Source organism: Streptomyces yongxingensis, assembly GCF_055597465.1.
In genome coordinates, this window is the sequence record NZ_CM145717.1 from 5,131,698 (window position 1) to 5,156,612 (window position 24,915).

Genomic DNA, 24,915 nt, shown 5'->3' on the forward strand with positions numbered 1-24,915 from the left:
TTGTCGTGCTCCTGCCCTGAGGATCCCGGACGACCGAGGAGAAGCACGTGAAGAAGGCAGTGAGCATCGCCGGCACGGTGGCGGCGGCCGCCCTGCTGCTGACCGCATGCGGCAGTGACGGTGGCGACGACAAGAAGGACACCTCCAACGACCCCTCCTCCGCGTCGAGCGCCCCGGCGGAGGGGGGCGCGGACACGAAGGTCTCCGGCACCTATGTGGCGAAGGACGGTGACGGGGCCGTCATCCTGTCCATCAGCGGCAAGAAGGCCGTCCTGATGGCCGGCAAGCACATCTGCAACGGCGAGTACGCCGACATGGGCGGGAAGATGCTCATGCTCAAGTGCGCCGACGGCAACACCGACCGCAGCGCGGGCAAGGTCACCGCGAGCACGGACGGCAAGACCCTCACGGTCGACTGGGACGCGCTCGCCAAGAACGACACGTTCATCAAGACGACCTCGCCCAGCGACCTCCCCTCGGGCCTTCCGACGTCGCTGCCCTCCGGCCTCCCGACCGATCTGCCGACCGGCCTCCCGACCGGCTGAACCACGGCGCCGGACCCCTCCGGCGCCCCGGGCCCCTGGCGTGCCGACGCGCCGGGGGCCCGCCGCGCACAGTGGCAGATCTTGCCGCCGCGGACACGAAACCGCAGGCAGAAGCGGTGAGAAAGCCACCGTCAGGTGGCGCAATACTTCGGCAACACCATCGTCCCGGCCCCGTCGGTATGGTCCCGATACGACCCCGCCTACCAGCACACCCCCGGAGCCGGCCGATGCCAGCCGAACGCCCCCGCGAGCACGCCCCGCCGGTCGCCGCCGCGCGCCGCCGGCGGCTCCGTGCCGACCGGGCACGGCAACTCGCCGATCTGCTCCGCCACCAGGTCCTCACCGGCGGCTTCCCCGGGGGCGTGCTCCCCCTGGAGGACGCGCTCGGCCAGGACTACGGCGCCTCCCGCAACACCGTGCGCCAGGCGCTCGACCTGCTGCGCTCCGAGCGCCTGGTGGAGCGGCAGCCCGGGGTGGGCACGGTCGTCGTCGCGGAGAAGTACCCGCACGGCCTGGACCGGCTGATGGGCCTGGCCGAGACCCTTCACGAGCACGGCCGGGTCACCAATGAGGTGCGCACCGTCGGCCCCGTCCCCGCGCCCGCCTGCGTCGCGGACCGGCTGGGCGTCCCCGCCCGTTCCGATGTCCTCTACGTCGAGCGGCTGCGCCGGCTCGGCGGACTCCCGCTCTCCCTCGACCTCACCTACCTCCCCATGGACATCGGCGCCGACCTCATCGGCGCCGACCTGGAGAACACCGATGTCTTCCGGCTGATCGAGAAGATCACCGGACAGCCCCTGGGCACCGCCGAGATCACCCTCGAGGCCGTCAACGCCGACGCCCACTCGGCCGCCGTCCTGCAGGCCCCGCGCGGCGCGGCGGTCCTGATGCTGGAGCGGCTCACCCATCTGCGCGACGGACGCCCGGTGGACCTGGAGTTCATCCGGTTCCGCGGCGACCGGATCACCATGAGCGGCCAGTTGCGCCGCACCGCCTGAGACCCACCAACACCCTCTGCCCCTTCACGCCCTTCCCTGGAGACAGCCATGCCTCTGGCGCCCCAGCGTGCCGACGTGCCGGTGACGATCGACGAGTCCAAGTGCATCGACGGCTGCACCCTGTGCGTGGACATGTGCCCCCTCGACTCCCTCGCGATCCACCCCGACAGCGGTAAGGCGTACATGCACGTCGACGAGTGCTGGTACTGCGGCCCGTGCGCCGCCCGCTGTCCCACCGGCGCGGTCACGGTCGACATGCCCTATCTCCTGAGGTGAAAGGCCCCTCGATGCAGCGCACGACCCTCCCGTCGGCCCTCGCCGCCGGCGCCCTGCTGCTGTCCCTCACCGGCTGCGGCGGCGCCGCGGGCGCGGACGGCAAGACCGTGACCGTCACCGTCGGCTACCAGTCCAAGACCATCAACACCGTGACCGCGGGCACCCTGCTGCGCTCGCTCGGCGCCTTCGAACGCGAGCTGCGCGCCCTGGGCCGCCGCGACGGCCGTACGTACAAGGTGAAGTGGGAGGACTACGCCACCGGAGCGCCCATCACCGCCCAGATGGTCGCCGGTAAGGTCGACATCGGATCGATGGGCGACTTCCCGCTCCTGATCAACTCCGGGCGCGGTACCCAGCTGAACGCGCCGACCCGCCTCGTCTCCGTCACCGGCTACAACCTGCGCGGCGGCCTCAATACGGTCCTCACCGCGCCCGGTTCCACGCTGCGCGCCCTGTCCGGGCTGCGCGGCAAGAACGTCTCCACCAGTGTCGGCTCCGCCGCGGACGGCACGCTCGTGCGCGCCCTGCAACGGGCCGGTATCGACCCCGAGGGCGGCATCCACAAGCTCAACCAGCAGCCCGCCGTGGGCGCCTCGGCCCTCGAGGCGGGCAGCGCGGACGCCCTCTCGCAGTTCGTGGCCTGGCCGGGGCTGCTCGCCTTCCAGGGCAAGGCCAAGGCGCTGTACGACGGCGCCCGGCTGAACCTCCCCACCTTCCACGGGGTCACCACGCGCAAGGCGTTCGCCGACGAGCGCCCGGACGTCGTCCAGGCGTTCCTCGCCGCCCAGATCGACGCCACCCGCTATCTGCGCGCCCATCCGCTCGACGCCGCCCGTAAGGTCGCCACCGCCACCGGGCTGCCGCCCGAAGTGGTCTATCTCTACAACGGCACCGGGGGCATCGCGACCTTCGACCCGACCCTCAAGCCGCGGCTGACCGCCGCGCTCAAGAAGGACGTCCCGGTGCTGCGTGACGCCAAACTGGTCGGCCCGGTCGACGTGTCGTCCTTTGTCGACGACCGCTATCTCAAACGGGCGTACGGAAGCACGGACGCCTACGCCAAGGCGCTGCGCGCCACCCCGCCCGCCTCCCCGAACCAGCTCTGGCTCAAGGGCGAGGACCGGCTCCGCACCTTCGCCACCCCCACCGAGCTGCTGCGCTTCGCCGGAAGCCACCGCGACCGCGTCCGGGCCGCCTACGTGCCCGACGCGGCCACCGGCACCCGATGGTTCGCGGACCGGGCGATCTGGGTCCGCAGCGGCCGCGATCTGCGGGCCTTCGTCACCCCGGACAACGCCCGCACCTGGATCGCCGGCCACCCCGGCGCCCGCACCCTCAGCTACCCGGCGGCCCTGGCGGCGGCCCGATGAGCGCGCCCACCTCGTCCGTACGGCCCCGCCCGGCCCCGGAGGCCCCCGGAGCCCGGGCCGCCGCGCCCCCGCCGCTTCGGCGCCGCCCCCGGGTCCGGTACACCCTGCGCGCCGGTTCGCTGCTGGCCGCGCTCGGCCTGTGGCAGTCGCTCACCGTCCTCGACGTCAATCTGTGGCTGCGCTTCGCACAGTTCCCCTCCGCCACCGATGTGGTCCGGGAGTTCGCCGACCGCCTCGGCACCGGCGCCTACTGGCAGGACCTGACCGACTCCCTCAGCCGCATCCTCACCGGATTCGCGCTCGCCGCCGTCCTGGGCGTGGCGGTCGGCACCGCCATCGCCCGCTCCCCGCTCGTCTCCGATCTGCTCGGCCCCGTCCTCGAGGTGTGCCGCCCGATCCCGGCCATCGCGCTGGTGCCGGTGGCGATCCTGATGTTCCCCAGCAATGAGCAGGGGATCGTCTTCATCACCTTCACCGCCGCCTTCTTCCCGGTCATGGTCAGCACCCGGCACGCGGTCCGCGCGCTGGCCCCCGTCTGGGAGGAGGCGGTGCTGACCATGGGCGGCGGGCGCGGACGCGTCCTGCTGTCCGTCGTCCTGCCCGGGGCACTGCCCGGGATCCTCGGCGGTCTCTCCGTCGGCATCGGCGTCTCATGGATCTGTGTGATCTCCGCCGAGATGATCTCCGGCGCCTACGGCGTCGGCTACCGCACCTGGCAGGACTACACGATCGTCGACTACCCGGGCGTCTTCGTCGGCATGACCACGATCGGCGTGCTCGGCTGGCTCACCTCCACGGCGGTCGAGCTGGCCGGACGGCGGCTGACCCGATGGCTGCCCCGTACGGAGACCACGGCCCGGCCGGCGCCCGCGCGCAAGGAGGCAGCCACCCCGTGAGCACATCCGACGTCACCGCCACCCCGGCCGCGCCGGCCGCCGAAGCCGCCCCGCCGGGCGTGCGGCTGCGCCTGGAGGACGCCGCTCTCGGCCGCCCCGGCGCACCCGTCCTCGGCGGTCTCGACCTGGAGGTCGCGCCCGGTGACATCCTTACGGTCGTCGGCCCGTCCGGATGCGGCAAATCCACCCTGCTGCGCACGCTCGCCGGACTGCTCCCGGCCCTCGGCGGGCGGGTCACCCAGGACGGCATCCCGATCACCCGGCCGCACGCCGACCGGGCGCTGATCTTCCAGGAGGACGCGCTCCTGCCCTGGCGCACCCTCCGCGCCAACGTCGAACTCCCGCTCGCCATACGGGGCGTACCGCGCGCCGAGCGCCGCGGCCGGGCCGAGGCGTGGCTGGAGCGGGTCGGGCTCGCCGAGCACAGCGGGCGGCTTCCGCACCGGGTCTCCGGCGGCCAGCGGCAGCGGGCCCAGCTCGCCCGGGCGCTCGTCGGCGAGCCACGCGCCGTCCTCATGGACGAGCCGTTCGGCGCGCTCGACGCACAGACCCGGGCCGGGATGCAGCGGCTGCTGGTCGAGGTGCTCCGGGGCACCCGCGCCACCGTCGTCTTCGTCACCCACGACGTGGACGAGGCGCTGTTCCTCGGCGACCGGGTGGCGCTGCTGGGCGGCGCGGAGGGCGGCGGCCGGGTGCTGGACATCCCGCATCCGCGCGAGCGCGCCGCCCATGACGCCGCCGCGACCGTCGCGCTGCGCCGTCAGGTCCTCGAATCCCTCGGCATGTGAAAGGCCCCATCCCATGGAGATCCCCGCCCTCACCGCGGCCGAGCAGCTGACCTGCGACGTCCTCGTCATCGGCGGCGGCACGGCCGGCACCATGGCGGCGCTCACCGCCGCCGAGCACGGCTCCTCCGTCCTCCTCCTCGAAAAGGCGCACGTCCGCCACTCGGGGGCGCTCGCCATGGGCATGGACGGCGTCAACAACGCCGTCATCCCCGGCCGGGCCGAACCCGATGACTACGTGGCCGAGATCACCCGCGCCAACGACGGCATCGTCGACCAGTCCACCGTGCGCCAGACCGCCACCCGCGGCTTCGCCATGGTCCAGCGGCTGGAGCGGTATGGCGTGAAGTTCGAGAAGGACGAGCACGGCCAGTACGCGGTCCGCCAGGTGCACCGCTCCGGCTCGTACGTCCTGCCGATGCCCGAGGGCAAGGACGTCAAGAAGGTCCTGTACCGGCAGTTGCGGCGGCGCGAGATGCGCGAGCGGATCCGCGTCGAGAACCGGGTGATGCCGGTCCGGGTGCTCACCGCGGGCGGCCGGGCCGTCGGCGCCGCCGGATTCCACACCCGCACCGGCCAGTTCGTCACCGTGCGCGCCGGGGCGGTGATCCTGGCCACCGGCGCCTGCGGGCGGCTCGGCCTGCCCGCGAGCGGCTATCTCTACGGGACGTACGAGAACCCCACCAACGCGGGCGACGGCTACGCCATGGCGTATCACGCGGGTGCCGAGCTGACCGGGATCGAATGCTTCCAGATCAATCCGCTGATCAAGGACTACAACGGCCCGGCCTGCGCCTATGTCGCCAATCCCTTCGGCGGCTACCAGGTCAACCGGCACGGTGAGCGGTTCGTCGACTCCGACTACTGGTCGGGGCAGATGATGGCGGAGTTCGCGGCGGAGGTGGCGAGCGAGCGTGGCCCGGTCTACCTCAAGCTCAGCCATCTGCCGGAGGAGTCGGTGGCCGCGCTGGAGTCCATCCTGCACTCCACCGAACGCCCCACCCGTGCCACCTTCCACGCGGGGCGCGGCCATGACTACCGCACCCATGACGTGGAGATGCACATCTCCGAGATCGGGCTGTGCGGCGGCCACTCGGCCTCGGGGGTGCGGGTCGACGCCCACGCCCGGACCACCGTCCCCGGGCTGTACGCGGCCGGTGACCTGGCCTGCGTACCGCACAACTACATGATCGGCGCCTTTGTCTTCGGCGATCTGGCGGGCGAGGACGCCTCCCGCCAGTCGGCGTACCGGGGCGAACTGCCCCCGGATCAGCTCGCCGAGGCGCATGAGCTGATCTACGCCCCGCTGCGGAAGCCCGGGGGGCCGCCGCAGCCGCAGGTCGAGTACAAGCTCCGGCGCCTGGTCAACGACTATGTGGCCCCGCCCAAGAGCGGTGCCCGGCTGTCGCTCGCCATCGAGGCGTTCGAGCGGATGCGTGGGGACATCGCCGCGATGGGCGCCCACACCCCCCATGAGCTGATGCGCTGCGCCGAGGTGAGCTTCATCCGCGACTGCGCGGAGATGGCCGCGCGCTCCTCGCTGGCCAGGACGGAGAGCCGGTGGGGGCTCTACCACGAGCGCACCGACCATCCGCTGCGCGACGACGAGGGCTGGCTGCACCATCTGGACTTGCGCAAGTCGGCGTCGGGGACGATGGAGTTCACCGCGCGTCCCGTCGCCCCGTATCTCGTCCCGGTGGCGGAGTACGCGCCTGCGGGCGGGCCGTCCCGCCCGCTCGGCGAGGTGCGGCCGGAGCAGGTGGCCACGGCGGGGCCGCGCGAGAGCGCGCCGCGGCCGGGGGTGGGACGGACGGATGAGAGCCGTAAGGCGGATGCGGACCGTAAGGCGGATGAAGGCCATAGGGAGGATGCGGACCGTAAGGAGGGTGAAGGCCGTAAGGAGGTCATGGGCGTCTCGGCCGCCCGTGCGGCCCTCACCGCCGCCTCACCGCGCATCCTCGAACTGCTCGCCCTCGCCGAGGAGCAGCCCGAACTCTCCGCGCTCCGGCCCTATCTGTCCGACCCCGACCCCGCGGTGCGCCGGGCCGCCGTCGCCGCCCTGACCGAGACCGCGCCGCCGGGCACCGGCCCGGCCCTCGCGGCGGCCCTGGCCGACGCGGACGCCGGCGTACGCGCCGGTGCCGCGGCCTCGCTGCGCGAGCTGGTCGAGGTGCTGCCCCCGGAGCCCGCTCTGCGCGAATCCCTGGTCCACGGGCTGGCCGTGGCCGATCCGGTAGTGCGGGCGGCGGCGCTGGACGTCCTGCGCGCGCTGGGCCTCGGCGACGCGGAACTGTTCGCGCGGGCGCTGGCGGACGCCGCGATCGGGGTCCGTATCCAGGCCGTGCGGGGGCTGGTGTCGGTGGACGCGCTCACCGCGCTGGAGCCGGGAGCGGCGGACGCGTCGCGCGAGGTGAGGGTGGCGACGGCGGGGGCGCTGGGGACCCTGGCGCCCGGCGGCCGGGCGGCGGACGCCCGACGGCTGCTCACGCCGCTGCTGCGGGACCCGGACGTCCTTGTCCGGGCCGCCGCCCTGGAGGCCCTGGCCTCGGCCGGGTGCCCGGCGCCGCTGGACGCCGAGGCGGTGGCGGCGCTGGGCGATACCGCCTGGCAGGTGCGGAAGGGGGCGGCGACGGCGCTGTCCGCCGCCGAGCCGGGGCTCGGCGTCCCGGCGCTGGCCCGTGCGCTGGGCGACGCGCACGCTGACGTCCGTAAGGCGGCGGTGTTGGCGCTGCTGCCGCTGGCGGAGCGGGAGCCGGGGGCCCGGGAGGCCCTGTCCTCGGTCCGCTCCGATCCGGACGCGGATGTCCGTGCCTACGCGGCCAAGGCGACGGCGACGGCCTAGGGTCGGCGCACCGGCGCCTGCGGCGGGCTTGCCCCCGCCCCGCCCCTTCCCGAACCAGGGGGCTGCGCCCCCTGACCCCCGCCGGGGCTCCGCCCCGGACCCCGCTCCTCAAACTCCCCCAGCTACCGCTGGGAGGTGCCCCCTGGAGGGGCTGGAATTGCGCCTCCCGCACCGGGATCACACGCACCCTGACCCCGGGCACCGTCACGCCATCCCCGCCAGGTCGGGGTCCAGGGGGGGCGCAGCCCCTTGGTTCGGGAAGGGGCGGGGTGGGGAACAGCTCCGGCCGGGCGCGGGCACCGTCTCGGTGCCCGGACCCGGCCGGGGTCCAGGGGGGCGGAGCCCCCTGGATTGGGGTGACCGCTAGCGGACGAAGACGCCCGCCTGGCTCGCGAGGTCCAGGAAGTACTGCGGGGCGACGCCCAGAACGAGCGTGACCGCTACGCCGATCGCGATGGCCGACGAGGTCAGCGGGCTCGGCACCGCGACGGACGGGCCGTCCGTGCGCGGCTCGCTGAAGAACATCAGCACGATCACCCGGATGTAGAAGAACGCGGCGACCGCCGAGGAGATCACACCGATCACCACCAGCGCACCCGCCCCACCGTCGGCCGCCGCCTTGAAGACGGCGAACTTCCCGGCGAAGCCGCTGGTCAGCGGGATACCGGCGAAGGCCAGCAGGAAGACCGCGAAGACGGCGGCCACCAGGGGCGAACGGCGGCCGAGACCGGCCCACTTGGACAGGTGGGTGGCCTCGCCGCCCGCGTCCCGCACCAGGGTGACCACCGCGAAGGCGCCGAGGGTCACGAAGGAGTACGCGGCGAGGTAGAAGAGGACGGAGGAGATGCCGTCGGGCGTGGTGGCGATGACACCGGCCAGGATGAACCCGGCGTGGGCGATCGAGGAGTACGCCAGCAGCCGCTTCACATCGGTCTGGGTGACGGCCACGATCGCGCCGCCCAGCATCGTGACGATGGCGACGCCCCACATCACCGGCCGCCAGTCCCAGCGCAGCCCCGGCAGCACGACGTACAGCAGCCGCAGCAGCGCGCCGAAGGCCGCGACCTTGGTGGCCGCCGCCATGAAGCCGGTCACCGGGGTCGGGGCGCCCTGGTAGACGTCCGGGGTCCACATGTGGAACGGCACGGCGCCGATCTTGAACAGCAGCCCCATCAGCACCATCGCCCCGCCGATCAGCAACAGCGCGTCATTGCCCATGGTCCCGGCGAGCGCCGGGGTGACGTTCCTGACCTGGCCGTCGACGACGTCCGCGATCCCGGAGTAGGCGACCGTGCCCGCGTAGCCGTACAGCAGGGCGATGCCGAAGAGCAGGAAGGCCGAGGAGAAGGCGCCCAGCAGGAAGTACTTGACCGCGGCCTCCTGCGACAGCGCGCGATGGCGCCGGGCCAGCGCGCACAGGATGTACAGCGGCAGGGAGAAGACCTCCAGCGCCACGAAGAGCGTCAGCAGATCGTTGGCGGACGGGAAGACCAGCATGCCGCCGACCGCGAAGAGGACCAGCGGAAAGACCTCGGTGGTGGTGAACCCCGCCTTGACCGCGGCCTTTTCGGCCTCGCCACCGGGCACGGCGGCGGCCTGCGCCGCGAAGGAGTCCACGCGGTTGCCGTGCGCCACCGAGTCCAGCCGCCGCTCGGCGAAGGTGAACACCGCCACCAGCGCCACCAGGAGAATGGTTCCCTGCAGGAAGAGCGCCGGTCCGTCCACCGCGATCGCGCCCATGGCCGCGACATGGGCCTTGCTGGTGCCGTAGTCACCGGCGGCGAGGCCGATCACGGCGGCGAAGGCCGCGGCCAGGGCGACCACGGAGACGAACAACTGCGCCACATACCGCTGGCGGCGCGGGAGGAACGCCTCGATCAGGACGCCGACGATCGCGGCGCCGAGCACGATCAGCGTGGGCGACAGCTGCCCGTACTCGATATGGGGCGACGGGATCTTGTCGGGCGCCGCCGCCGCTGTTGTCCACAGGCTGTGGACAGTGGCCGCGTGGGTCACTTGGCACCTCCGGAAGCACCGTCGTGGGAAGCACCGTCGGCCTTCGGGCTGTAGCTGAACCAGCCCGCGTCGGTGACGGGGTGATCGGGCTTGGGATCCTTCTTGTCCACCACGGACATCGTGTGGTCGACCGCCGGGTTGACGATGTCGGCCAGCGGCTTCGGATAGACCCCGAGGAAGATCAGCAGCGCGATGAGCGGGGCCACGACGACCAGCTCACGCACCCGCAGATCGGGCATGGACCGCACCTCGGCCTTCACCGGACCGGTCATGGTGCGCTGGTAGAGGATCAGGACGTAGAGCGCCGCCAGCACTATTCCGACGGTCGCGATCACACCGAGCGCCGGGTAGCGGCTGAACGTGCCCACCAGGACCAGGAATTCGCTGATGAACGGCGCGAGACCGGGCAGCGAGAGGGTGGCGAGCCCGCCGATCAGGAAGGTGCCGGCCAGCACCGGGGCCACCTTCTGCACCCCGCCGTAGTCGGCGATGAGCCGCGAACCGCGCCGGGTGATCAGGAACCCGGCCACCAGCATCAGCGCGGCCGTGGAGATGCCGTGGTTGACCATGTAGAGGGTGGCGCCGCCCTGGCCCTGGGTGGTCATCGCGAAGATGCCCAGGATGATGAAGCCGAAGTGGGAGATCGAGGCGTAGGCGATCAGCCGCTTGATGTCCCGCTGGCCGATCGCCAGCAGCGCCCCGTAGATGATGCTGATGAGCGCCAGGATCATGATCGCCGGGGTGGCCCACTTGCTGGCCTCCGGGAAGAGCTGGAGGCAGAAGCGGAGCATCGCGAAGGTGCCGACCTTGTCGACCACCGCGGTGATCAGCACGGCGACCGGGGCGGTGGACTCCCCCATCGCGTTGGGCAGCCAGGTGTGCAGCGGCCACAGCGGCGCCTTCACCGCGAAGGCGAAGAAGAAGCCGAGGAAGAGCAGCCGCTCGGTGCCGGCCGCCATGTCCAGGTGGCCGCCCGCGCGCGCCTGAACGATCTCCTGGAGCGAGAAGGTCCCGGTGCCGAGCTGATCGGCGGTGACCGCGTACAGACCGACCACCGCGGCGAGCATGATCAGCCCGCCCGCCAGGTTGTAGAGCAGGAACTTCACCGCGGCGTACGAGCGCTGAGTGGCCGTCTCCTCCTCGGAGCGGCCCCCGGCCCGGTCCCCGAAGCCCCCGATGAGGAAGTACATCGGGATCAGCATGGCCTCGAAGAAGATGTAGAAGAGGAAGACGTCGGTGGCCTCGAAGGAGATCACCACCATCGCCTCGACCATCAGGATCAGCGCGAAGAAGCCCTGGGTGGGCCGCCAGCGGCGGTTGGGGCGGGCGCCTTCCAGCGGATCGGCGTCATGCCAGCCCGCCAGGATGATGAAGGGGATGAGCACGGCGGTGAGCGCGATCAGCGCGACCGCGATCCCGTCCACGCCCAGTTCGTAGCGGACGCCGAAGTCCTTGATCCAGGCGTGGGATTCGGTGAGCTGGAAGCGGGCGCCGCCGGGGTCGAAACGGACCAGCACGACCGCCGCGAGGGCGAGGGTGACCAGGGAGAAGCCCAGCGCCACCCACTTGGCGGCGGCGCGCTGGGCGGCGGGCACGGCGGCGGTGGCCACCGCGCCGAGCGCGGGCACCGCGGCCGTGGCTGTCAGCAGGGGAAATGACATGACTCAGACCGCCCTCATCAGCAGGGTCGCGGCGATGAGTACCGCCGTACCGCCGAACATCGAGACCGCGTACGTACGGGCATAGCCGTTCTGCAGCTTTCGCAGCCGGCCGGAGAGCCCGCCGACGGAGGCCGCGGTGCCGTTGACCACCCCGTCGACCAGCTTGTGGTCGACATAGACCAGACCGCGGGTCAGATACTGGCCGGGTTTGACGAGCGCGACGTGGTTGAAGTCGTCCTGGAGCAGATCGCGCCGGGCGGCCCGGGTGAGCAGCGATCCGCGGGGGGCGGTGCGCGGCACCGGCCGGCGCCCGTACTGCGCCCAGGCGAGGGCGACACCGATCGCCAGCACCACCATCGTCCCGGCGGTGACCGCCGCGGCGCTGAGCGGGGAGTCGCCGTGGCTGTGGCCGGTGACCGGCTCCAGCCACTTCAGGAACGCGTCGTTGACGCTGAACAGCCCGCCCGCGAAGACCGATCCCACGGCCAGGACGATCATGGGGATGGTCATGGACGAGGGCGACTCGTGCGGATGCGGTTCGGCGTGCGCCCCGGCCGACTCGGCGGCGGGCTCGGCACTGGGCTCCTCGGGCGAGGGCGTGGTGCCCCAGCGCTTCTCGCCGAAGAAGGTCAGCAGCATCACCCGCGTCATGTAGTACGCGGTGATGGCCGCGCCCAGCAGGGCCGCGCCGCCGAGGATCCAGCCCTCGGTGCCGCCCTTGGCGAACGCCGCCTCGATGATCTTGTCCTTGGACCAGAAGCCGGACAGTCCGGGGAAGCCGATGATCGCGAGATAGCCGAGCCCGAAGGTGACGAAGGTGACCGGCATGTACTTCCGCAGGCCGCCGTACTTGCGCATGTCGACCTCGTCGTTCATGGCGTGCATGACCGACCCGGCCCCGAGGAAGAGCCCCGCCTTGAAGAAGCCGTGGGTCACCAGGTGCATGATCGCGAAGACATAGCCGATCGGGCCGAGCCCGGCGGCCAGGATCATGTAACCGATCTGCGACATGGTGGACCCGGCAAGCGCCTTCTTGATGTCGTCCTTGGCGCAACCGACGATCGCACCGAAGAGGAGCGTGACCGCGCCGACCGTGACCACCGCGGCCTGGGCGTCCGGCGCGGCGTTGAAGATCGCGCCGGAGCGGGTGATCAGATACACGCCCGCGGTCACCATGGTCGCCGCGTGGATCAGGGCCGAGACCGGAGTCGGGCCCTCCATCGCGTCCCCGAGCCAGGACTGCAGCGGCACCTGGGCCGACTTGCCGCAGGCGGCGAGGAGCAGCATCAGCCCGATCGCGGTGAGCTTGCCCTCGCTCGCGTGGTCCGCGTTCGTCAGCACCGGGGCGAAGGTGAAGGTCCCGAACGTCGTGAACATCAGCATGATCGCGATCGACAGGCCCACGTCGCCGACGCGGTTGACGATGAACGCCTTCTTCGCCGCCGTGGCCGCGCTGGGCTTGTGCTGCCAGAAGCCGATGAGCAGGTACGAGGCGAGGCCGACGCCCTCCCAGCCGACGTACAGCAGCAGGTAGTTGTCGGCGAGGACGAGCAGCAGCATCGCCGCGAGGAAGAGGTTGAGATAGCCGAAAAAGCGGCGGCGGCGCTCGTCGTGCTCCATATAGCCGATCGAGTAGATGTGGATCAGCGTGCCCACACCGGTGATCAGCAGGACGAAGGTCATGGACAACTGGTCGAGCTGGAAGGCGACGTCCGCGCGGAAGCCGCCCACCGGGATCCAGCTGAAGACCTTGCTGTGCATGGCCCGGTCGTGCTCGCCGCGGCCGAGCATGTCCGCGAAGAGCACCGCGCCGATGACGAAGGAGGCGGCGGCGAGCACCGTGCCGATGTAGTGGCCCTTGCCGTCCAGCCGCCGCCCTCCGCACAGCAGCAGGGCCGCGCCGAGCAGCGGGACGGCGACGAGCAATCCGATGAGGTTCTCCACGTGAACGCGACCCCTTCTAGAGCTTCATCAGGCTGGCGTCGTCGACCGAGGCCGAGTGGCGGGAGCGGAAGACGGTCACGATGATCGCGAGACCGACCACGACCTCCGCCGCGGCCACGACCATCGTGAAGAAGGCGATGATCTGGCCGTCGAGATTGCCGTGCAGCCGGGAGAAGGTGACGAACGCCAGGTTGCACGCGTTCAGCATCAGCTCGACGCACATGAAGAGGACGATCGCGTTCCGCCTGATGACGACGCCGGCCGCACCAATGGTGAACAACAGGGCGGCCAGGTAGAGGTAGTTGACCGGATTCACTTGGCGACTCCCCTCGGGTTCGGCGCACTGCCCGCGTTCTCGCCGTTTTCACCGTTCTCGCCGTTCTCGGACGTGCCCGACTTCCCGGCGCCTCCGGACGGCTTGCCGGTCCCGTTGCCCTTCCGGCCCAGCCAGCGCTGCGAGCGCTGCTCCAGCGCCGCCAGCTCGGCCAGCGCCTCGCGGGAGACGTCCCGGATCTGACCGCGGCCGCGCAGCGTCGCGTTGACGGTGAGGTCGGACGGGGTGCCGTCGGGCAGCAGACCGGGGATGTCCACCGCGTTGTGCCGCGCGTACACACCGGGCGCCGGCAGCGGCGGCACGTTCCGACCGGTGCGCACCCGCGCCTCGGACTGCTCGCGCTGGGTGCGGGCCCGCTCGGTGCGCTCGCGGTGGGTCAGCACCATCGCCCCGACCGCCGCGGTGATCAGCAGCGCGCCGGTGATCTCGAAGGCGAAGACGTACTTGGTGAAGACCAGGGCCGCCAGGCCCTCCACATTGCCGCCGGAGTTGGCCTGGCCCAGGCCGTTCCACGTCTTCAGCGAGGCGTTCCCGATCCCGGCGCACAGCAGGATGCCGAAGCCGAGCCCGCAGAGGGCGGCGAGCCAGCGCTGCCCCTTCAGGGTCTCCTTGAGGGAGTCGGCGGCGGTGACACCGACCAGCATCACCACGAAGAGGAAGAGCATCATGATCGCGCCGGTGTAGACGACGATCTGGACGACGCCCAGGAAGTACGCGCCGTTGGCGAGGTAGAAGACCGCCAGGACGATCATGGTGCCCGCCAGGCACAGGGCGCTGTGCACGGCCTTGCGCATCAGGATCGTGCACAGCGCGCCGATCACGGCGACGGTGCCGAGCACCCAGAACTGGAGGGCCTCACCGGTGGAGGTGGTGGAGGCCGCCGCGGCCAGAGCGCCGCCGCTCATGCCTGCACCCCCCGCTGCCGCTCCTGCGATTCCTCGTTCCCCGCGGCCTGGTCGGACAGGGTCTCGCCCTTGCTGACCGCGACCTGCCGGGTGGTGCCCGGCGCGGCCTCGGTCACCAGGCCCCGGTAGTAGTCCTGCTCGTCGGTGCCGGGGTAGATGGCGTGCGGAGAGTCGACCATCCCGTCCTCGAGGCCCGCGAGCAGCTCCTCCTTGGTGTAGATGAGCGATTCGCGGCTGCGGTCGGCGAGCTCGTACTCATTGGTCATGGTGAGCGCCCGGGTGGGGCACGCCTCGACGCACAGGCCGCACAGGATGCAGCGCAGATAGTTGATCTGGTAGACGCGGCCGTAGCGCTCGCCCGGGGAGTAGCGCTCCTCGTCGGTGTTGTCCGCGCCCTCCACATAGATCGCGTCGGCGGGGCAGGCCCAGGCGCACAGCTCGCAGCCGATGCACTTCTCCAGCCCGTCCGGGTGCCGGTTGAGCTGGTGGCGTCCGTGGAAGCGGGGCGCGGTGGGCTTCTTCACCTCTGGGTACTGTTCGGTGAGCCGCTTCTTGAACATGGCCTTGAAGGTCACGCCGAAGCCGGCCACCGGATTCTGGAAGTCAGACACCGTCGGCCTCCTTTCCGTCACTGACAGTGTCGGGGCCACCACTGACAATCAACTCACGCTCGGTGCGCGGACGTCGGCGGGGGACGGGCGGCAAGGTCTGGCCGGGCAGCGGCGGCACCGGGAAACCTCCCGCCATCGGATCGAAGGCGGGCTCCGGTCCCTGTTCCGCTCCGGCCTCGGCCTGCGCCGTGCGGTCGCGGAAGAAGTCGACCACGAAGGACAGCAGCAGCAGCGCGATCACCGCGCCGCCCACGTAGAGCACGATGTCCTGGTAGTCGTAGTTCTCGTTGCGCAGCGCCCGGACGGTGGCGACCAGCATCAGCCAGACCATCGAGATCGGGATGAGCACCTTCCAGCCCAGCTTCATGAACTGGTCGTAGCGCACACGCGGAAGCGTGCCGCGCACCCAGATGAAGACGAACAGCGATGTCACGACCTTGCCGACGAACCACAGCATCGGCCACCAGCCGTGGTTGGCGCCCTCCCAGAAGGTGCTGATCGGCCAGGGCGCCCGCCAGCCGCCGAGGAAGAGGGTGACGGCGACCATCGAGACGGTGACCATGTTGATGTACTCGGCGAGCATGAACATCGCGAACTTGATCGAGGAGTACTCGGTGTTGAAGCCGCCGACCAGGTCGCCCTCGGACTCCGGCATGTCGAACGGCGCCCGGTTGGTCTCACCGATCATCGAGACGATGTAGATGAGGAACGAGACCGGCAGCAGCACCGCGTACCAGCGGTCCTGCTGCGATTCGACGATCTGCGAGGTCGACATCGACCCGGAGTAGAGGAAGACCGCCGCGAAGGAGAGCCCCATCGCGATCTCGTAGCTGATCATCTGGGCGCAGGAGCGCAAGCCCCCCAGGAGCGGATACGTCGATCCGGAGGACCAGCCCGCCAGCACGATGCCGTAGATGCCGACCGAGGCGGTGGCGAGGATGTAGAGGACGGCGATCGGCAGATCGGTCAACTGCATCGCGGTGCGGTGCCCGAAGACCGAGACCTCGCCGCCGGACGGGCCGAACGGCATCACCGCGACCGCCATGAAGGCGGGGATGGCCGCGACGACCGGCGCCAGGACGTAGACCACCTTGTCCGCGCCCTTGACGACCACGTCCTCCTTGAGCATCAGCTTCACGCCGTCCGCGAGGGACTGCAGCATGCCCCAGGGGCCGTGGCGGTTGGGCCCGATGCGCAGCTGCATCCAGCCGACCACCTTGCGCTCCATGACGATGGAGATGAGCACCGTCACCATCAGGAACGCGAAGCAGAAGACGGCCTTGATCACGATCAGCCACCACGGGTCGCGGCCGAACATCGACAGGTCCTCTGCGGCGAGATACCTCACTGGGTCACCTCCGTCGCGGGGGCAGTGATCGTCACGACATCGCCGGGGCGGGCCCCCAGATCGCGCTGGACACCGCCGCCGACGGAGGCCAGCGGCAGCCAGACCACCCGGTCGGGCATCGCGGTGACGCTCAGCGGCAGTTGGACCGAGCCGGCCGGGCCGGTGACCCGGACGAGCCGGCCGTCCTCGACCCCGGCCTCAGCCGCCGTGGCCGCCGACAGCCGGGCCACGGCCGCGTGGCGGGTCCCGGCCAGCGCCGGATCGCCGTCCTGGAGCCGGCCCTGGTCGAGCAGCAGCCGATGGCCGGCGAGCACCGCCTCGCCCTCGGCCGGCCGGGGCAGCGGACCGCCCGTCTCCAGCGAGGCGGTGGCGCGCGGGCCCTGCCAGGTGCCCAGCCGGCTCATCTCGGCGCGTACGGCCTCGACGTCCGGCAGGCCCAGGGGGGCGTCCAGCGCATCGGCCAGCATGTGCAGCACCCGGGCGTCCGGGAGGGTGTGGCGACGGGTCATCTGGTCGGGCTTGAGCGCGGCCTCGAACGGCCGGGCCCGGCCCTCCCAGGTGAGGAAGGTGCCGGACTTCTCGACGACCGCCGCGACCGGCAGCACCACATCGGCCCGCTCGGTGACCTCCGAGGGCCGCTGCTCCAGGCTGACCACGAAGTCCACCGCGTCCAGGGCCTCCAGGGCCCGCGCCGGATCGGGCAGATCGGCGACCTCGACGCCCGCGACCAGCAGTGCGCCGAGCCCGCCGACCGCCGCGGCCTCGATGATCTGGCCGGTGTCCCGGCCCACCTGGTGCGGCAGGTCGATGGTGCCCCAGACGGAGGAGACCTCCTCACGGGCCCGTGGGTCATGGGCCGGGCGGCCGCCGGGCAGCAGCCCGGGCAGCGCCCCCGCCTCGATGGCGCCCCGCTCCCCCGCCCGGCGCGGGATCCAGGCGAGCGTGGCCCCGGTGGCGGCGGCGGCCCGCACGGCGGCGGTCAGCCCGCCCGCCACGGACGCCAGCCGCTCGCCGACGATGATCACCGCGCCCTCCTGGCGCAGCGCCTCGGCGGCCCGCTCGCCGTCCGCGTCCAGACCGGTGCGGCCCGCGATGGCGTCCAGCCACTCGGTCTCGGTGCCCGGGGCGGCCGGCAGCAGGGTGCCGCCCGCCTTCTCGAGGCCCCTGGTGGCGTGGGTGGCGATCGAGAAGGTGCGCTGTCCGTGCTTGCGGTGCGCCTTGCGCAGCCGCAGGAAGACGCCGGGCGACTCCTCCTCGGCCTCGAAGCCGACCAGCAGCACCGCCGGGGCCTTCTCCAGCGCGGTGTAGGTGAGTCCGCCGCCGTCCAGGTCACGCCCCCGGCCCGCGATGTGGGTGGCCAGGAAGTCGGCCTCCTCGTCGCTGTGGAGACGGGCCCGGAAGTCGATGTCGTTGGTGTCCAGGGCGAGCCGCGCGAACTTCGCGTAGGCGTAGGCGTCCTCGACGGTCAGCCGGCCGCCGGTGAGCACGCCGGTGCGGCCGCGCGCCATGCTGAGCCCGTCGGCCGCCGCGGCCAGCGCCTCGGGCCAGCTCGCCGGCTCCAGCTCCCCCGTCTCCCGGTCGCGCACCAGCGGGGTGGTGAGCCGCTCCGGCAGCTGGGCGTAGCGGAAGCCGAAGCGGCCCTTGTCGCAGATCCACTCCTCGTTGACCTCGGGGTCGTCCGCCGCCAGCCGCCGCATGACCTTGCCGCGCCGGTGGTCGGTGCGGGTCGCGCAGCCGCCCGCGCAGTGCTCGCACACACTGGGCGAGGAGACCAGGTCGAAGGGGCGGGAGCGGAAGCGGTACGCCGCCGAGGTCAGGGCGCCCACCGGGCAGATCTGGATGGTGTTCCCGGAGAAGTACGACTCGAACGGGTCGCCCTCGCCGGTGCCCACCTGCTGCAGCGCGCCCCGCTCCAGCAGCTCGATCATCGGGTCGCCCGCGATCTGGTTGGAGAAGCGGGTGCAGCGCGCGCACAGCACACAGCGCTCGCGGTCCAGCAGCACCTGGGCCGAGATCGGCACCGGCTTGGCGAACGTCCGCTTCTGGCCCTCGAACCGGCTGTCGGCCTGTCCGGCGCTCATCGCCTGGTTCTGCAGCGGGCATTCACCGCCCTTGTCGCAGACCGGACAGTCCAGCGGGTGGTTGATCAGCAGCAGCTCCATCACCCCGCGCTGGGCCTTCTCGGCCACCGGCGAGGTGAGCTGCGTCTTGACCACCATCCCGTCGGTGCAGGTGATGGTGCAGGAGGCCATCGGCTTGCGCTGGCCCTCCACCTCGACGATGCACTGGCGGCAGGCGCCGGCCGGGTCGAGGAGCGGATGGTCGCAGAACCGCGGGATCTCGATGCCGAGCAGTTCGGCGGCGCGAATGACCAGCGTCCCCTTGGGGACGGAGATCTCGATTCCGTCGATGGTGACGGAGACCAGATCTTCTCGCGGCACCGCCGCCTCCCCGCCCGACGAGGGTGCGTTGGTGGTCACGGTCATGCGTTCACCCCCAGGTGAGTGGAGCGCGGCTCGTCGGCCCACACCGTGGACTTGGCCGGGTCGAACGGACAGCCTCCGCCGGTGATGTGCTGCTCGTACTCCTCGCGGAAGTACTTCAGCGAGGAGAAGATGGGGCTGGCCGCGCCGTCGCCGAGGGCGCAGAAGGACTTGCCGTTGATGTTGTCGGCGATGTCCGCCAGCTTGTCGAGGTCCTCCATGCGGCCCTTGCCGGCCTCGAGGTCGCGCAACAGCTGGACCAGCCAGTACGTGCCCTCGCGGCAGGGTGTGCACTTGCCGCAGGACTCATGCGCGTAGAACTCGGTCCAGCGGGTCACGGCCCGCACCACGCAGGTGGTCTCGTCGAAGCACTGGAGCGCCTTGGTGCCCAGCATCGACCCGGCCGCGCCCACGCCCTCGTAGTCCAGCGGGACGTCGAGGTGCTCATCGGTGAGCAGCGGGGTGGACGAGCCGCCCGGGGTCCAGAACTTCAGCCGGTGGCCGGGGCGCATCCCGCCGCTCATCTCGAGCAGCTGGCGCAGGGTGATCCCGAGCGGGCCCTCGTACTGTCCGGGGTTGGCCACATGGCCGGACAGCGAGTAGAGCGTGAAGCCCGGGGACTTCTCGCTGCCCATCGAACGGAACCATTCCTTGCCCTTGTTGAGGATCGCGGGAACCGAGGCGATGGATTCGACGTTGTTGACAACAGTGGGGCACGCGTACAGACCGGCGACCGCGGGGAAGGGAGGCCGCAGCCGGGGCTGGCCGCGGCGGCCCTCCAGCGAGTCCAGCAGCGCGGTCTCCTCACCACAGATGTACGCGCCGGCGCCCGCGTGCACGGTGATGTCGAGACCGGGCAGTCCGTCCACCCCGAGCTTCCGCCGGCGCTGTTCCGCGGTGCCGAGGTAGCCCGCCTCGTACGCCTCGCGCACGGCCTCGTGCAGCCGCCGCAGCACGGGGACGACCTCGCCGCGCAGATAGATGAAGGCGTGCTCGGAGCGGATGGCATGACAGGCGATGATCATGCCCTCGATCAGGGAGTGCGGATTGGCGTAGAGAAGGGGGATGTCCTTGCAGGTGCCCGGTTCCGACTCATCGGCGTTGACGACGAGATAGTGCGGCTTGCCGTCGCCCTGCGGAATGAACTGCCACTTCATTCCGGTGGGGAAGCCGGCGCCGCCGCGGCCGCGCAGACCCGCGTCCTTCACCAGCGCGATCACCGCGTCGGGGTCCATCGCGAGGGCCTTGCGCATGCCCTCGTAGCCCTCGTGCCGCAGATAGGTGCGCAGGGCCCAGGAGTTCGGCTGGTCCCAGAACGCGGAGAGCACGGGTGCCAGCAGCTTCTCGGGGCTGTGCCCATTGATCTCGGTTGTCACGGTCATCACTCCCCCTCCTCGGCGACCGGACCGGCCGGGTGGTGCGGATCGGAGGCGGAGGTCCGCTGCGGCGCGTCATGCGAGCTGGGATGCGTCGGCGGCGCCTCGTCCTGCGGGGCGCCCGCGGACCTCGGCGAGACCACCCGGCCGGGGGCCACCTCCCCCTTGGCCAGCCGCAGCCCGACCAGCGAGGCGGGCCCCGCGGAGCCACCGGCCTCGACGGCGCCCGGACGGGCGTCGGGGAAGCCGGCCAGGATGCGGGCGGTCTCCTTGTACGTGCACAGCGGCGCGCCCCGGGTCGGCTCGACGGTCCGGCCCGCCCGCAACTCGTCGACCAGCGCCTTCGCGGACTCGACGGTCTGGTTGTCGAAGAACTCCCAGTTGACCATCACCACGGGTGCGTAGTCGCAGGCCGCGTTGCACTCGATGTGCTCCAGAGTGACCTTGCCGTCCTCGGTGGTCTCCCCGTTGCCCACCCCCAGATGGCGCTGGAGCTCCTCGAAGATCGCGTCGCCGCCCATCACCGCGCACAGGGTGTTGGTGCACACCCCCACCTGGTAGTCGCCGGAGGGCTTGCGCCGGTACATCGTGTAGAAGGTGGCGACCGCGGTGACCTCGGCGGTGGTGAGGCCCAGCATCTCGGCGCAGAACCGCATGCCGGTGCGGGTGACATGGCCCTCCTCGGACTGCACCAGGTGCAGCAGCGGCAGCAGCGCGCTGCGGCTGTCCGGGTAGCGGGCGATCACCTCCCGGGCGTCCTCCTCGAGCCGGGTGCGCACCTCGGCCGGGTAGTCGGGGGCCGGCAGCTCCGGCATCCCGAGCTGGACATCAGTCACCGGTCCACTCCTCCCATCACGGGGTCGATGGACGCGACAGCGACGATCACATCGGCGACCTGGCCGCCCTCGCACATCGCCGCCACGGCCTGCAGATTGGTGAAGGACGGGTCGCGGAAGTGGACGCGATACGGGCGGGTGCCGCCATCGCTGACCACATGGGCGCCCAGTTCGCCCTTGGGCGACTCGATCGCCGTGTACGCCTGTCCGGGCGGGACCCGGAATCCCTCGGTCACCAGCTTGAAGTGGTGGATCAGGGCCTCCATGGAGGTGCCCATGATGTTCTTGATGTGGTCCGGGGAGTTGCCGAGGCCGTCCGGGCCGAGCGCGAGCTGCGCGGGCCAGGCGATCTTCTTGTCCGCGACCATCACCGGGCCCGGCTCCAGCCGCTCCAGGCACTGCTCGACGATCCGCAGCGACTGGCGCATCTCCTCCAGCCGGATCAGGAAGCGGCCGTAGGCATCGCAGGTGTCGGCGGTCGGCACCTCGAAGTCATAGGTGTCATAGCCGCAGTACGGATCGGACTTGCGCAGATCGTGCGGCAGCCCGGTGGCCCGCAGTATCGGGCCGGTCACGCCGAGCGCCATGCAGCCGGCGAGGTCGAGGTAGCCCACGTCCTGGAGCCGGGCCTTGAAGATCGGGTTCCCGGTGGCGAGCTTGTCGTACTCGGGCAGGTTCTTCCGCATCGTCTTCAGGAGGGCCCGGATCTGGTCGACCGCCCCCGGCGGCAGGTCCTGGGCGAGCCCGCCGGGCCGGATGTACGCGTGGTTCATCCGCAGGCCGGTGATCAGCTCGAAGATGTCCAGGATCAGCTCGCGGTCCCGGAAGCCGTAGATCATGATGGTGGTCGCGCCGAGCTCCATACCGCCGGTGGCGATGGCCACCAGATGCGAGGAGAGCCGGTTGAGCTCCATCAGCAGCACCCGGATCACCGAGGCGCGGTCCGGGATCTGGTCCTCGATGCCGAGCAGCTTCTCGACGCCCAGGCAGTACGCCGCCTCGTTGTAGAAGGGCGTCAGGTAGTCCATGCGCGTCACGAAGGTGGTGCCCTGCGTCCAGTTCCGGAATTCGAGGTTCTTCTCGATTCCGGTGTGCAGATAACCGATTCCGCAGCGGGCCTCGGTGACCGTCTCACCGTCGATCTCCAGGATCAGCCGGAGCACTCCATGGGTGGAGGGGTGCTGCGGACCCATGTTGACGATGATCCGCTCGTCGTCGGCCTTCGCCGCGGCGGCCACGACCTCGTCCCAGTCGCCGCCGGTGACGGTGTAGACGGTGCCTTCGGTGGTCTCGCGCGCGGACGCGGAAGCGGTTGCGTGGGGGGCAGTCATCAGCTGTACGACCTCCGCTGGTCCGGAGCCGGGATCTGGGCGCCCTTGTACTCGACGGGGATGCCGCCGAGCGGGTAGTCCTTGCGTTGCGGGAAGCCCTGCCAGTCGTCGGGCATCATGATCCGCGTCAGCGCGGGATGACCGTCGAAGATCAGGCCGAAGAAGTCGTAGGTCTCGCGCTCATGCCAGTCGTTGGTCGGATAGACATCGACGATCGACGGGATGTGCGGATCGCTGTCGGGAGCGCTCACCTCCAGCCGGATCATCCGGCTGTGGGTGATCGACCGCAGGTGGTAGACGGCGTGCAGCTCACGGCCCTTGTCGCCGGGGAAGTGGACTCCGCTGACGCCGGTGCACAGCTCGAAGCGGAGCGCCGGGTCGTCGCGCAGGGTCCGGGCGACCCGCGGGAGGTGCTCCCGGGCGATGTGGAAGGTCAGCTCACCGCGGTCCACGACGGTCTTCTCGATCGCGTTCTCCGGGAGCAGCGACTGCTCCTCGAGCGCGCCCTCGAGCTCGTCGGCGACCTCGTCGAACCAGCCCCCGTACGGCCGGGTGGCCTGGCCGGGCAGCCGTACGGGGCGCACCAGCCCGCCGTAGCCGGTGGTGTCGCCGCCGTTGTTGGCGCCGAACATCCCGCGCTGGACGCGGATGGGCTCGCCCTGGTCGCCGCGGCGGCCGGGGAGGTTCTCAGCGTTCAGGTCCTTGTCCGGGTTGACCCCGTTGGCCCCCGGGTTGACCCCATTAGCCTCAGTCAACGCAGCAGCCCCTTCATCTCGATCATCGGCAGCGCCTTCAGCGCCGCTTCCTCCGCCTCACGGGCCGCACGCTCGCGATTGACGCCGAGCTTCTCCTCGCGGATCTTCTCGTGCAGCTTGAGGATCGAGTCCATGAGCATCTCGGGCCGCGGCGGACAGCCGGGCAGATAGATGTCGACCGGGACGATGTGATCGACGCCCTGCACGATCGCGTAGTTGTTGAACATCCCTCCGGACGAGGCGCAGACGCCCATGGAGATGACCCACTTCGGGTTCGGCATCTGGTCGTAGACCTGGCGCAGCACCGGGGCCATCTTCTGGCTGACGCGCCCGGCGACGATCATCAGATCGGCCTGGCGGGGCGAGCCGCGGAAGACCTCCATGCCGAAGCGCGCGAGGTCGTAGCGCCCCGCGCCGGTGGTCATCATTTCGATGGCGCAACAGGCCAGGCCGAAGGTGGCCGGGAAGACGGAGGACTTACGGGCCAGCCCGGCGGCCTGTTCCACGGTGGTGAGCAGGAACCCACTCGGGAGCTTCTCTTCGATACCCATGCGATGTTTCCCCTATCTCCTCTAGAGCCCCTTTAGTCCCACTCCAGGCCGCCGCGCCGCCAGACGTAGGCGTAGGCGACGAAGACCGTGAGCACGAAGAGGAGCATCTCCACGAGCCCGAACAGGCCGAGCGCGTCGAAGGTGACGGCCCAGGGGTAGAGGAAGACGATCTCGATGTCGAAGACGATGAAGAGCATCGCCGTCAGGTAGTACTTGATGGGGAAGCGCCCACCGCCGGCCGGATGCGGAGTCGGCTCGATGCCGCACTCATAGGCTTCGAGCTTGGCCCGGTTGTAGCGCTTGGGGCCGATGATCGCGGCCATGAAAACCGAGAAGATCGCAAAACCTGCCCCGAGGGCTCCCAGTACGAGGATGGGCGCGTATGCGTTCACCGTCCTCGCTCCCTTCAGTCGACGATGACTGCTTGGCGGACCGCACGGACATGCCGCCGCCCCACGAAGATCGCGCACATGTGAGGCAGTTCACAAGCCCGTTTCGCCTGCATCCTATGCCCGTCGGTCTGTGATCTGCGACACGGGGTACGACAACGTCTTTGTGATCTCCACCACCTGACGAAGGATCATGAAGTCGGATGAGCGGTGATCTTGTACACGAAGCATCCGAACGACCACGAGAAGTGACATTCGGAGACGTCATCACAGGTGAGCGCGTTGCGCCCTTACCAAGACATGGTACATACATGCAAATTTGCTCTGGACAGCGTCAGCTGATATGCGCCTTCCATCCTCATGAGTGACCTTCGTCCCGGGACGACTGATCACGGATTCAGGCGCGCTCGCGATCACCGCTTCGCGCACGCGTTCACGAGCGGGTCGGAGCGAGTGAGGTATCCCACGCCCAGACGGGTTGTGGATCTAGATTTCACGGGAACCCTTTGTACGCGGGCCGCATCGGTGATAGGTCCCGCGCCACCGCCGCATGGCCGTCAAATGCCGTGCGTAGACACATGATCGCGAAATTCGGGCAAGCCGACTGAGTGGGCCATGGAGATCATTTGGCCCGGATTTTGGACGTGTGCACGCCAAATGTGG

21 protein-coding genes are annotated in these 24,915 nt (G+C 70.7%); 7 read left to right on the forward strand and 14 right to left on the reverse strand.

The features are described 5' to 3' along the window. The first annotated feature begins 47 nt into the window (after window positions 1-47). The 7 genes from ACZ6TD_RS21850 (at window position 48) to ACZ6TD_RS21880 (ending at window position 7,712) form a co-directional block, all read left to right on the forward strand. A complete protein-coding gene (locus ACZ6TD_RS21850; protein ID WP_471356506.1) occupies window positions 48-545 on the forward strand; it encodes a hypothetical protein in 498 nt (165 codons plus the stop codon). 227 nt (window positions 546-772) lie between these two features. Then, window positions 773-1,543, forward strand: a complete 771-nt coding sequence (locus tag ACZ6TD_RS21855; RefSeq protein ID WP_471356508.1) for a GntR family transcriptional regulator — start codon at window positions 773-775, stop codon at window positions 1,541-1,543. 48 nt (window positions 1,544-1,591) lie between these two features. Beyond that, window positions 1,592-1,819, forward strand: coding sequence for a 4Fe-4S dicluster domain-containing protein (locus ACZ6TD_RS21860; protein WP_471356510.1), 228 nt, complete (start codon window positions 1,592-1,594; stop codon window positions 1,817-1,819). Between the two features lie 11 nt (window positions 1,820-1,830). Then, window positions 1,831-3,189 (forward strand): ABC transporter substrate-binding protein, encoded by a 1,359-nt coding sequence (locus ACZ6TD_RS21865; RefSeq protein ID WP_471356512.1) that lies wholly within the window; start codon window positions 1,831-1,833, stop codon window positions 3,187-3,189. Then, complete coding sequence (locus ACZ6TD_RS21870) at window positions 3,186-4,085, forward strand: ABC transporter permease (RefSeq protein ID WP_471356514.1); 900 nt, start codon at window positions 3,186-3,188, stop codon at window positions 4,083-4,085. The genes ACZ6TD_RS21865 and ACZ6TD_RS21870 overlap by 4 nt, the downstream gene beginning before the upstream one ends. Continuing rightward, window positions 4,082-4,873, forward strand: coding sequence for an ABC transporter ATP-binding protein (locus ACZ6TD_RS21875; RefSeq protein ID WP_471356516.1), 792 nt, complete (start codon window positions 4,082-4,084; stop codon window positions 4,871-4,873). The genes ACZ6TD_RS21870 and ACZ6TD_RS21875 overlap by 4 nt, the downstream gene beginning before the upstream one ends. Window positions 4,874-4,886: 13 nt before the next feature. Next, window positions 4,887-7,712 carry a fumarate reductase/succinate dehydrogenase flavoprotein subunit gene (locus ACZ6TD_RS21880; protein ID WP_471356518.1) on the forward strand — a complete coding sequence of 942 codons (2,826 nt, stop codon included), beginning with the start codon at window positions 4,887-4,889 and terminating at the stop codon, window positions 7,710-7,712. 363 nt (window positions 7,713-8,075) lie between these two features. Here ACZ6TD_RS21880 and nuoN read toward each other — a convergent pair whose 3' ends face one another. From nuoN to ACZ6TD_RS21950, 14 genes are read right to left on the reverse strand one after another with little or no spacing between them, the layout of a single operon-like run. Next, window positions 8,076-9,728 carry an NADH-quinone oxidoreductase subunit NuoN gene (gene nuoN / locus ACZ6TD_RS21885; protein WP_471356520.1) on the reverse strand — a complete coding sequence of 551 codons (1,653 nt, stop codon included), beginning with the start codon at window positions 9,726-9,728 and terminating at the stop codon, window positions 8,076-8,078. Continuing rightward, window positions 9,725-11,389: an NADH-quinone oxidoreductase subunit M gene (locus ACZ6TD_RS21890; RefSeq protein ID WP_471356522.1), complete on the reverse strand. Its 1,665-nt coding sequence runs from the start codon at window positions 11,387-11,389 to the stop codon at window positions 9,725-9,727. Before ACZ6TD_RS21890 ends, nuoN begins: the two co-directional genes overlap by 4 nt. Window positions 11,390-11,392: 3 nt before the next feature. Beyond that, a complete protein-coding gene (gene nuoL, locus ACZ6TD_RS21895) occupies window positions 11,393-13,333 on the reverse strand; it encodes an NADH-quinone oxidoreductase subunit L (RefSeq protein WP_471356524.1) in 1,941 nt (646 codons plus the stop codon). Window positions 13,334-13,349: 16 nt separating this feature from the next. Continuing rightward, a complete protein-coding gene (nuoK, locus tag ACZ6TD_RS21900) occupies window positions 13,350-13,649 on the reverse strand; it encodes an NADH-quinone oxidoreductase subunit NuoK (RefSeq protein ID WP_009715954.1) in 300 nt (99 codons plus the stop codon). Continuing rightward, a complete protein-coding gene (locus ACZ6TD_RS21905; protein ID WP_471356526.1) occupies window positions 13,646-14,572 on the reverse strand; it encodes an NADH-quinone oxidoreductase subunit J in 927 nt (308 codons plus the stop codon). Before ACZ6TD_RS21905 ends, nuoK begins: the two co-directional genes overlap by 4 nt. Then, complete coding sequence (gene nuoI, locus ACZ6TD_RS21910; RefSeq protein WP_471356528.1) at window positions 14,569-15,183, reverse strand: NADH-quinone oxidoreductase subunit NuoI; 615 nt, start codon at window positions 15,181-15,183, stop codon at window positions 14,569-14,571. Before nuoI ends, ACZ6TD_RS21905 begins: the two co-directional genes overlap by 4 nt. Then, window positions 15,176-16,501, reverse strand: a complete 1,326-nt coding sequence (nuoH, locus tag ACZ6TD_RS21915; RefSeq protein ID WP_471357928.1) for an NADH-quinone oxidoreductase subunit NuoH — start codon at window positions 16,499-16,501, stop codon at window positions 15,176-15,178. The genes nuoI and nuoH overlap by 8 nt, the downstream gene beginning before the upstream one ends. A 26-nt stretch (window positions 16,502-16,527) precedes the next feature. Next, window positions 16,528-19,017 (reverse strand): NADH-quinone oxidoreductase subunit G, encoded by a 2,490-nt coding sequence (locus ACZ6TD_RS21920; protein ID WP_471356530.1) that lies wholly within the window; start codon window positions 19,015-19,017, stop codon window positions 16,528-16,530. After that, entirely contained in the window at window positions 19,014-20,396 is a 1,383-nt protein-coding gene (nuoF, locus tag ACZ6TD_RS21925; RefSeq protein WP_471356533.1) for an NADH-quinone oxidoreductase subunit NuoF, read from the reverse strand. The genes ACZ6TD_RS21920 and nuoF overlap by 4 nt, the downstream gene beginning before the upstream one ends. Then, window positions 20,396-21,205 carry an NADH-quinone oxidoreductase subunit NuoE gene (gene nuoE, locus ACZ6TD_RS21930; RefSeq protein ID WP_471357932.1) on the reverse strand — a complete coding sequence of 270 codons (810 nt, stop codon included), beginning with the start codon at window positions 21,203-21,205 and terminating at the stop codon, window positions 20,396-20,398. Before nuoE ends, nuoF begins: the two co-directional genes overlap by 1 nt. 17 nt (window positions 21,206-21,222) lie before the next feature. Then, window positions 21,223-22,557, reverse strand: coding sequence for an NADH-quinone oxidoreductase subunit D (locus ACZ6TD_RS21935; protein ID WP_471356535.1), 1,335 nt, complete (start codon window positions 22,555-22,557; stop codon window positions 21,223-21,225). Then, entirely contained in the window at window positions 22,557-23,312 is a 756-nt protein-coding gene (locus tag ACZ6TD_RS21940; RefSeq protein WP_137979018.1) for an NADH-quinone oxidoreductase subunit C, read from the reverse strand. Before ACZ6TD_RS21940 ends, ACZ6TD_RS21935 begins: the two co-directional genes overlap by 1 nt. After that, complete coding sequence (locus ACZ6TD_RS21945) at window positions 23,309-23,863, reverse strand: NuoB/complex I 20 kDa subunit family protein (protein ID WP_020869380.1); 555 nt, start codon at window positions 23,861-23,863, stop codon at window positions 23,309-23,311. The genes ACZ6TD_RS21940 and ACZ6TD_RS21945 overlap by 4 nt, the downstream gene beginning before the upstream one ends. A 32-nt stretch (window positions 23,864-23,895) precedes the next feature. Beyond that, window positions 23,896-24,255, reverse strand: a complete 360-nt coding sequence (locus tag ACZ6TD_RS21950) for an NADH-quinone oxidoreductase subunit A (RefSeq protein WP_020869381.1) — start codon at window positions 24,253-24,255, stop codon at window positions 23,896-23,898. Window positions 24,256-24,915: the final 660 nt, after the last annotated feature.

Excerpts from the sequence above, each read along its gene's own strand:
- ACZ6TD_RS21855 (WP_471356508.1), top strand. The coding sequence starts at position 773 with ATGCCAGCCGAACGCCCCCGCGAGCACGCCCCGCCGGTCGCCGCCGCG.
- ACZ6TD_RS21860 (WP_471356510.1), top strand. The coding sequence starts at position 1,592 with ATGCCTCTGGCGCCCCAGCGTGCCGACGTGCCGGTGACGATCGACGAG.
- ACZ6TD_RS21865 (WP_471356512.1), top strand. The coding sequence starts at position 1,831 with ATGCAGCGCACGACCCTCCCGTCGGCCCTCGCCGCCGGCGCCCTGCTG.
- ACZ6TD_RS21870 (WP_471356514.1), top strand. The coding sequence starts at position 3,186 with ATGAGCGCGCCCACCTCGTCCGTACGGCCCCGCCCGGCCCCGGAGGCC.
- ACZ6TD_RS21880 (WP_471356518.1), top strand. The coding sequence starts at position 4,887 with ATGGAGATCCCCGCCCTCACCGCGGCCGAGCAGCTGACCTGCGACGTC.
- ACZ6TD_RS21890 (WP_471356522.1), bottom strand. The coding sequence starts at position 11,389 with ATGTCATTTCCCCTGCTGACAGCCACGGCCGCGGTGCCCGCGCTCGGC.
- ACZ6TD_RS21905 (WP_471356526.1), bottom strand. The coding sequence starts at position 14,572 with ATGAGCGGCGGCGCTCTGGCCGCGGCGGCCTCCACCACCTCCACCGGT.
- nuoH (WP_471357928.1), bottom strand. The coding sequence starts at position 16,501 with ATGTTCGGCCGCGACCCGTGGTGGCTGATCGTGATCAAGGCCGTCTTC.
- ACZ6TD_RS21920 (WP_471356530.1), bottom strand. The coding sequence starts at position 19,017 with ATGACCGTGACCACCAACGCACCCTCGTCGGGCGGGGAGGCGGCGGTG.
- nuoF (WP_471356533.1), bottom strand. The coding sequence starts at position 20,396 with ATGACCGTGACAACCGAGATCAATGGGCACAGCCCCGAGAAGCTGCTG.
- nuoE (WP_471357932.1), bottom strand. The coding sequence starts at position 21,205 with ATGCCGGAGCTGCCGGCCCCCGACTACCCGGCCGAGGTGCGCACCCGG.
- ACZ6TD_RS21935 (WP_471356535.1), bottom strand. The coding sequence starts at position 22,557 with ATGACTGCCCCCCACGCAACCGCTTCCGCGTCCGCGCGCGAGACCACC.
- ACZ6TD_RS21945 (WP_020869380.1), bottom strand. The coding sequence starts at position 23,863 with ATGGGTATCGAAGAGAAGCTCCCGAGTGGGTTCCTGCTCACCACCGTG.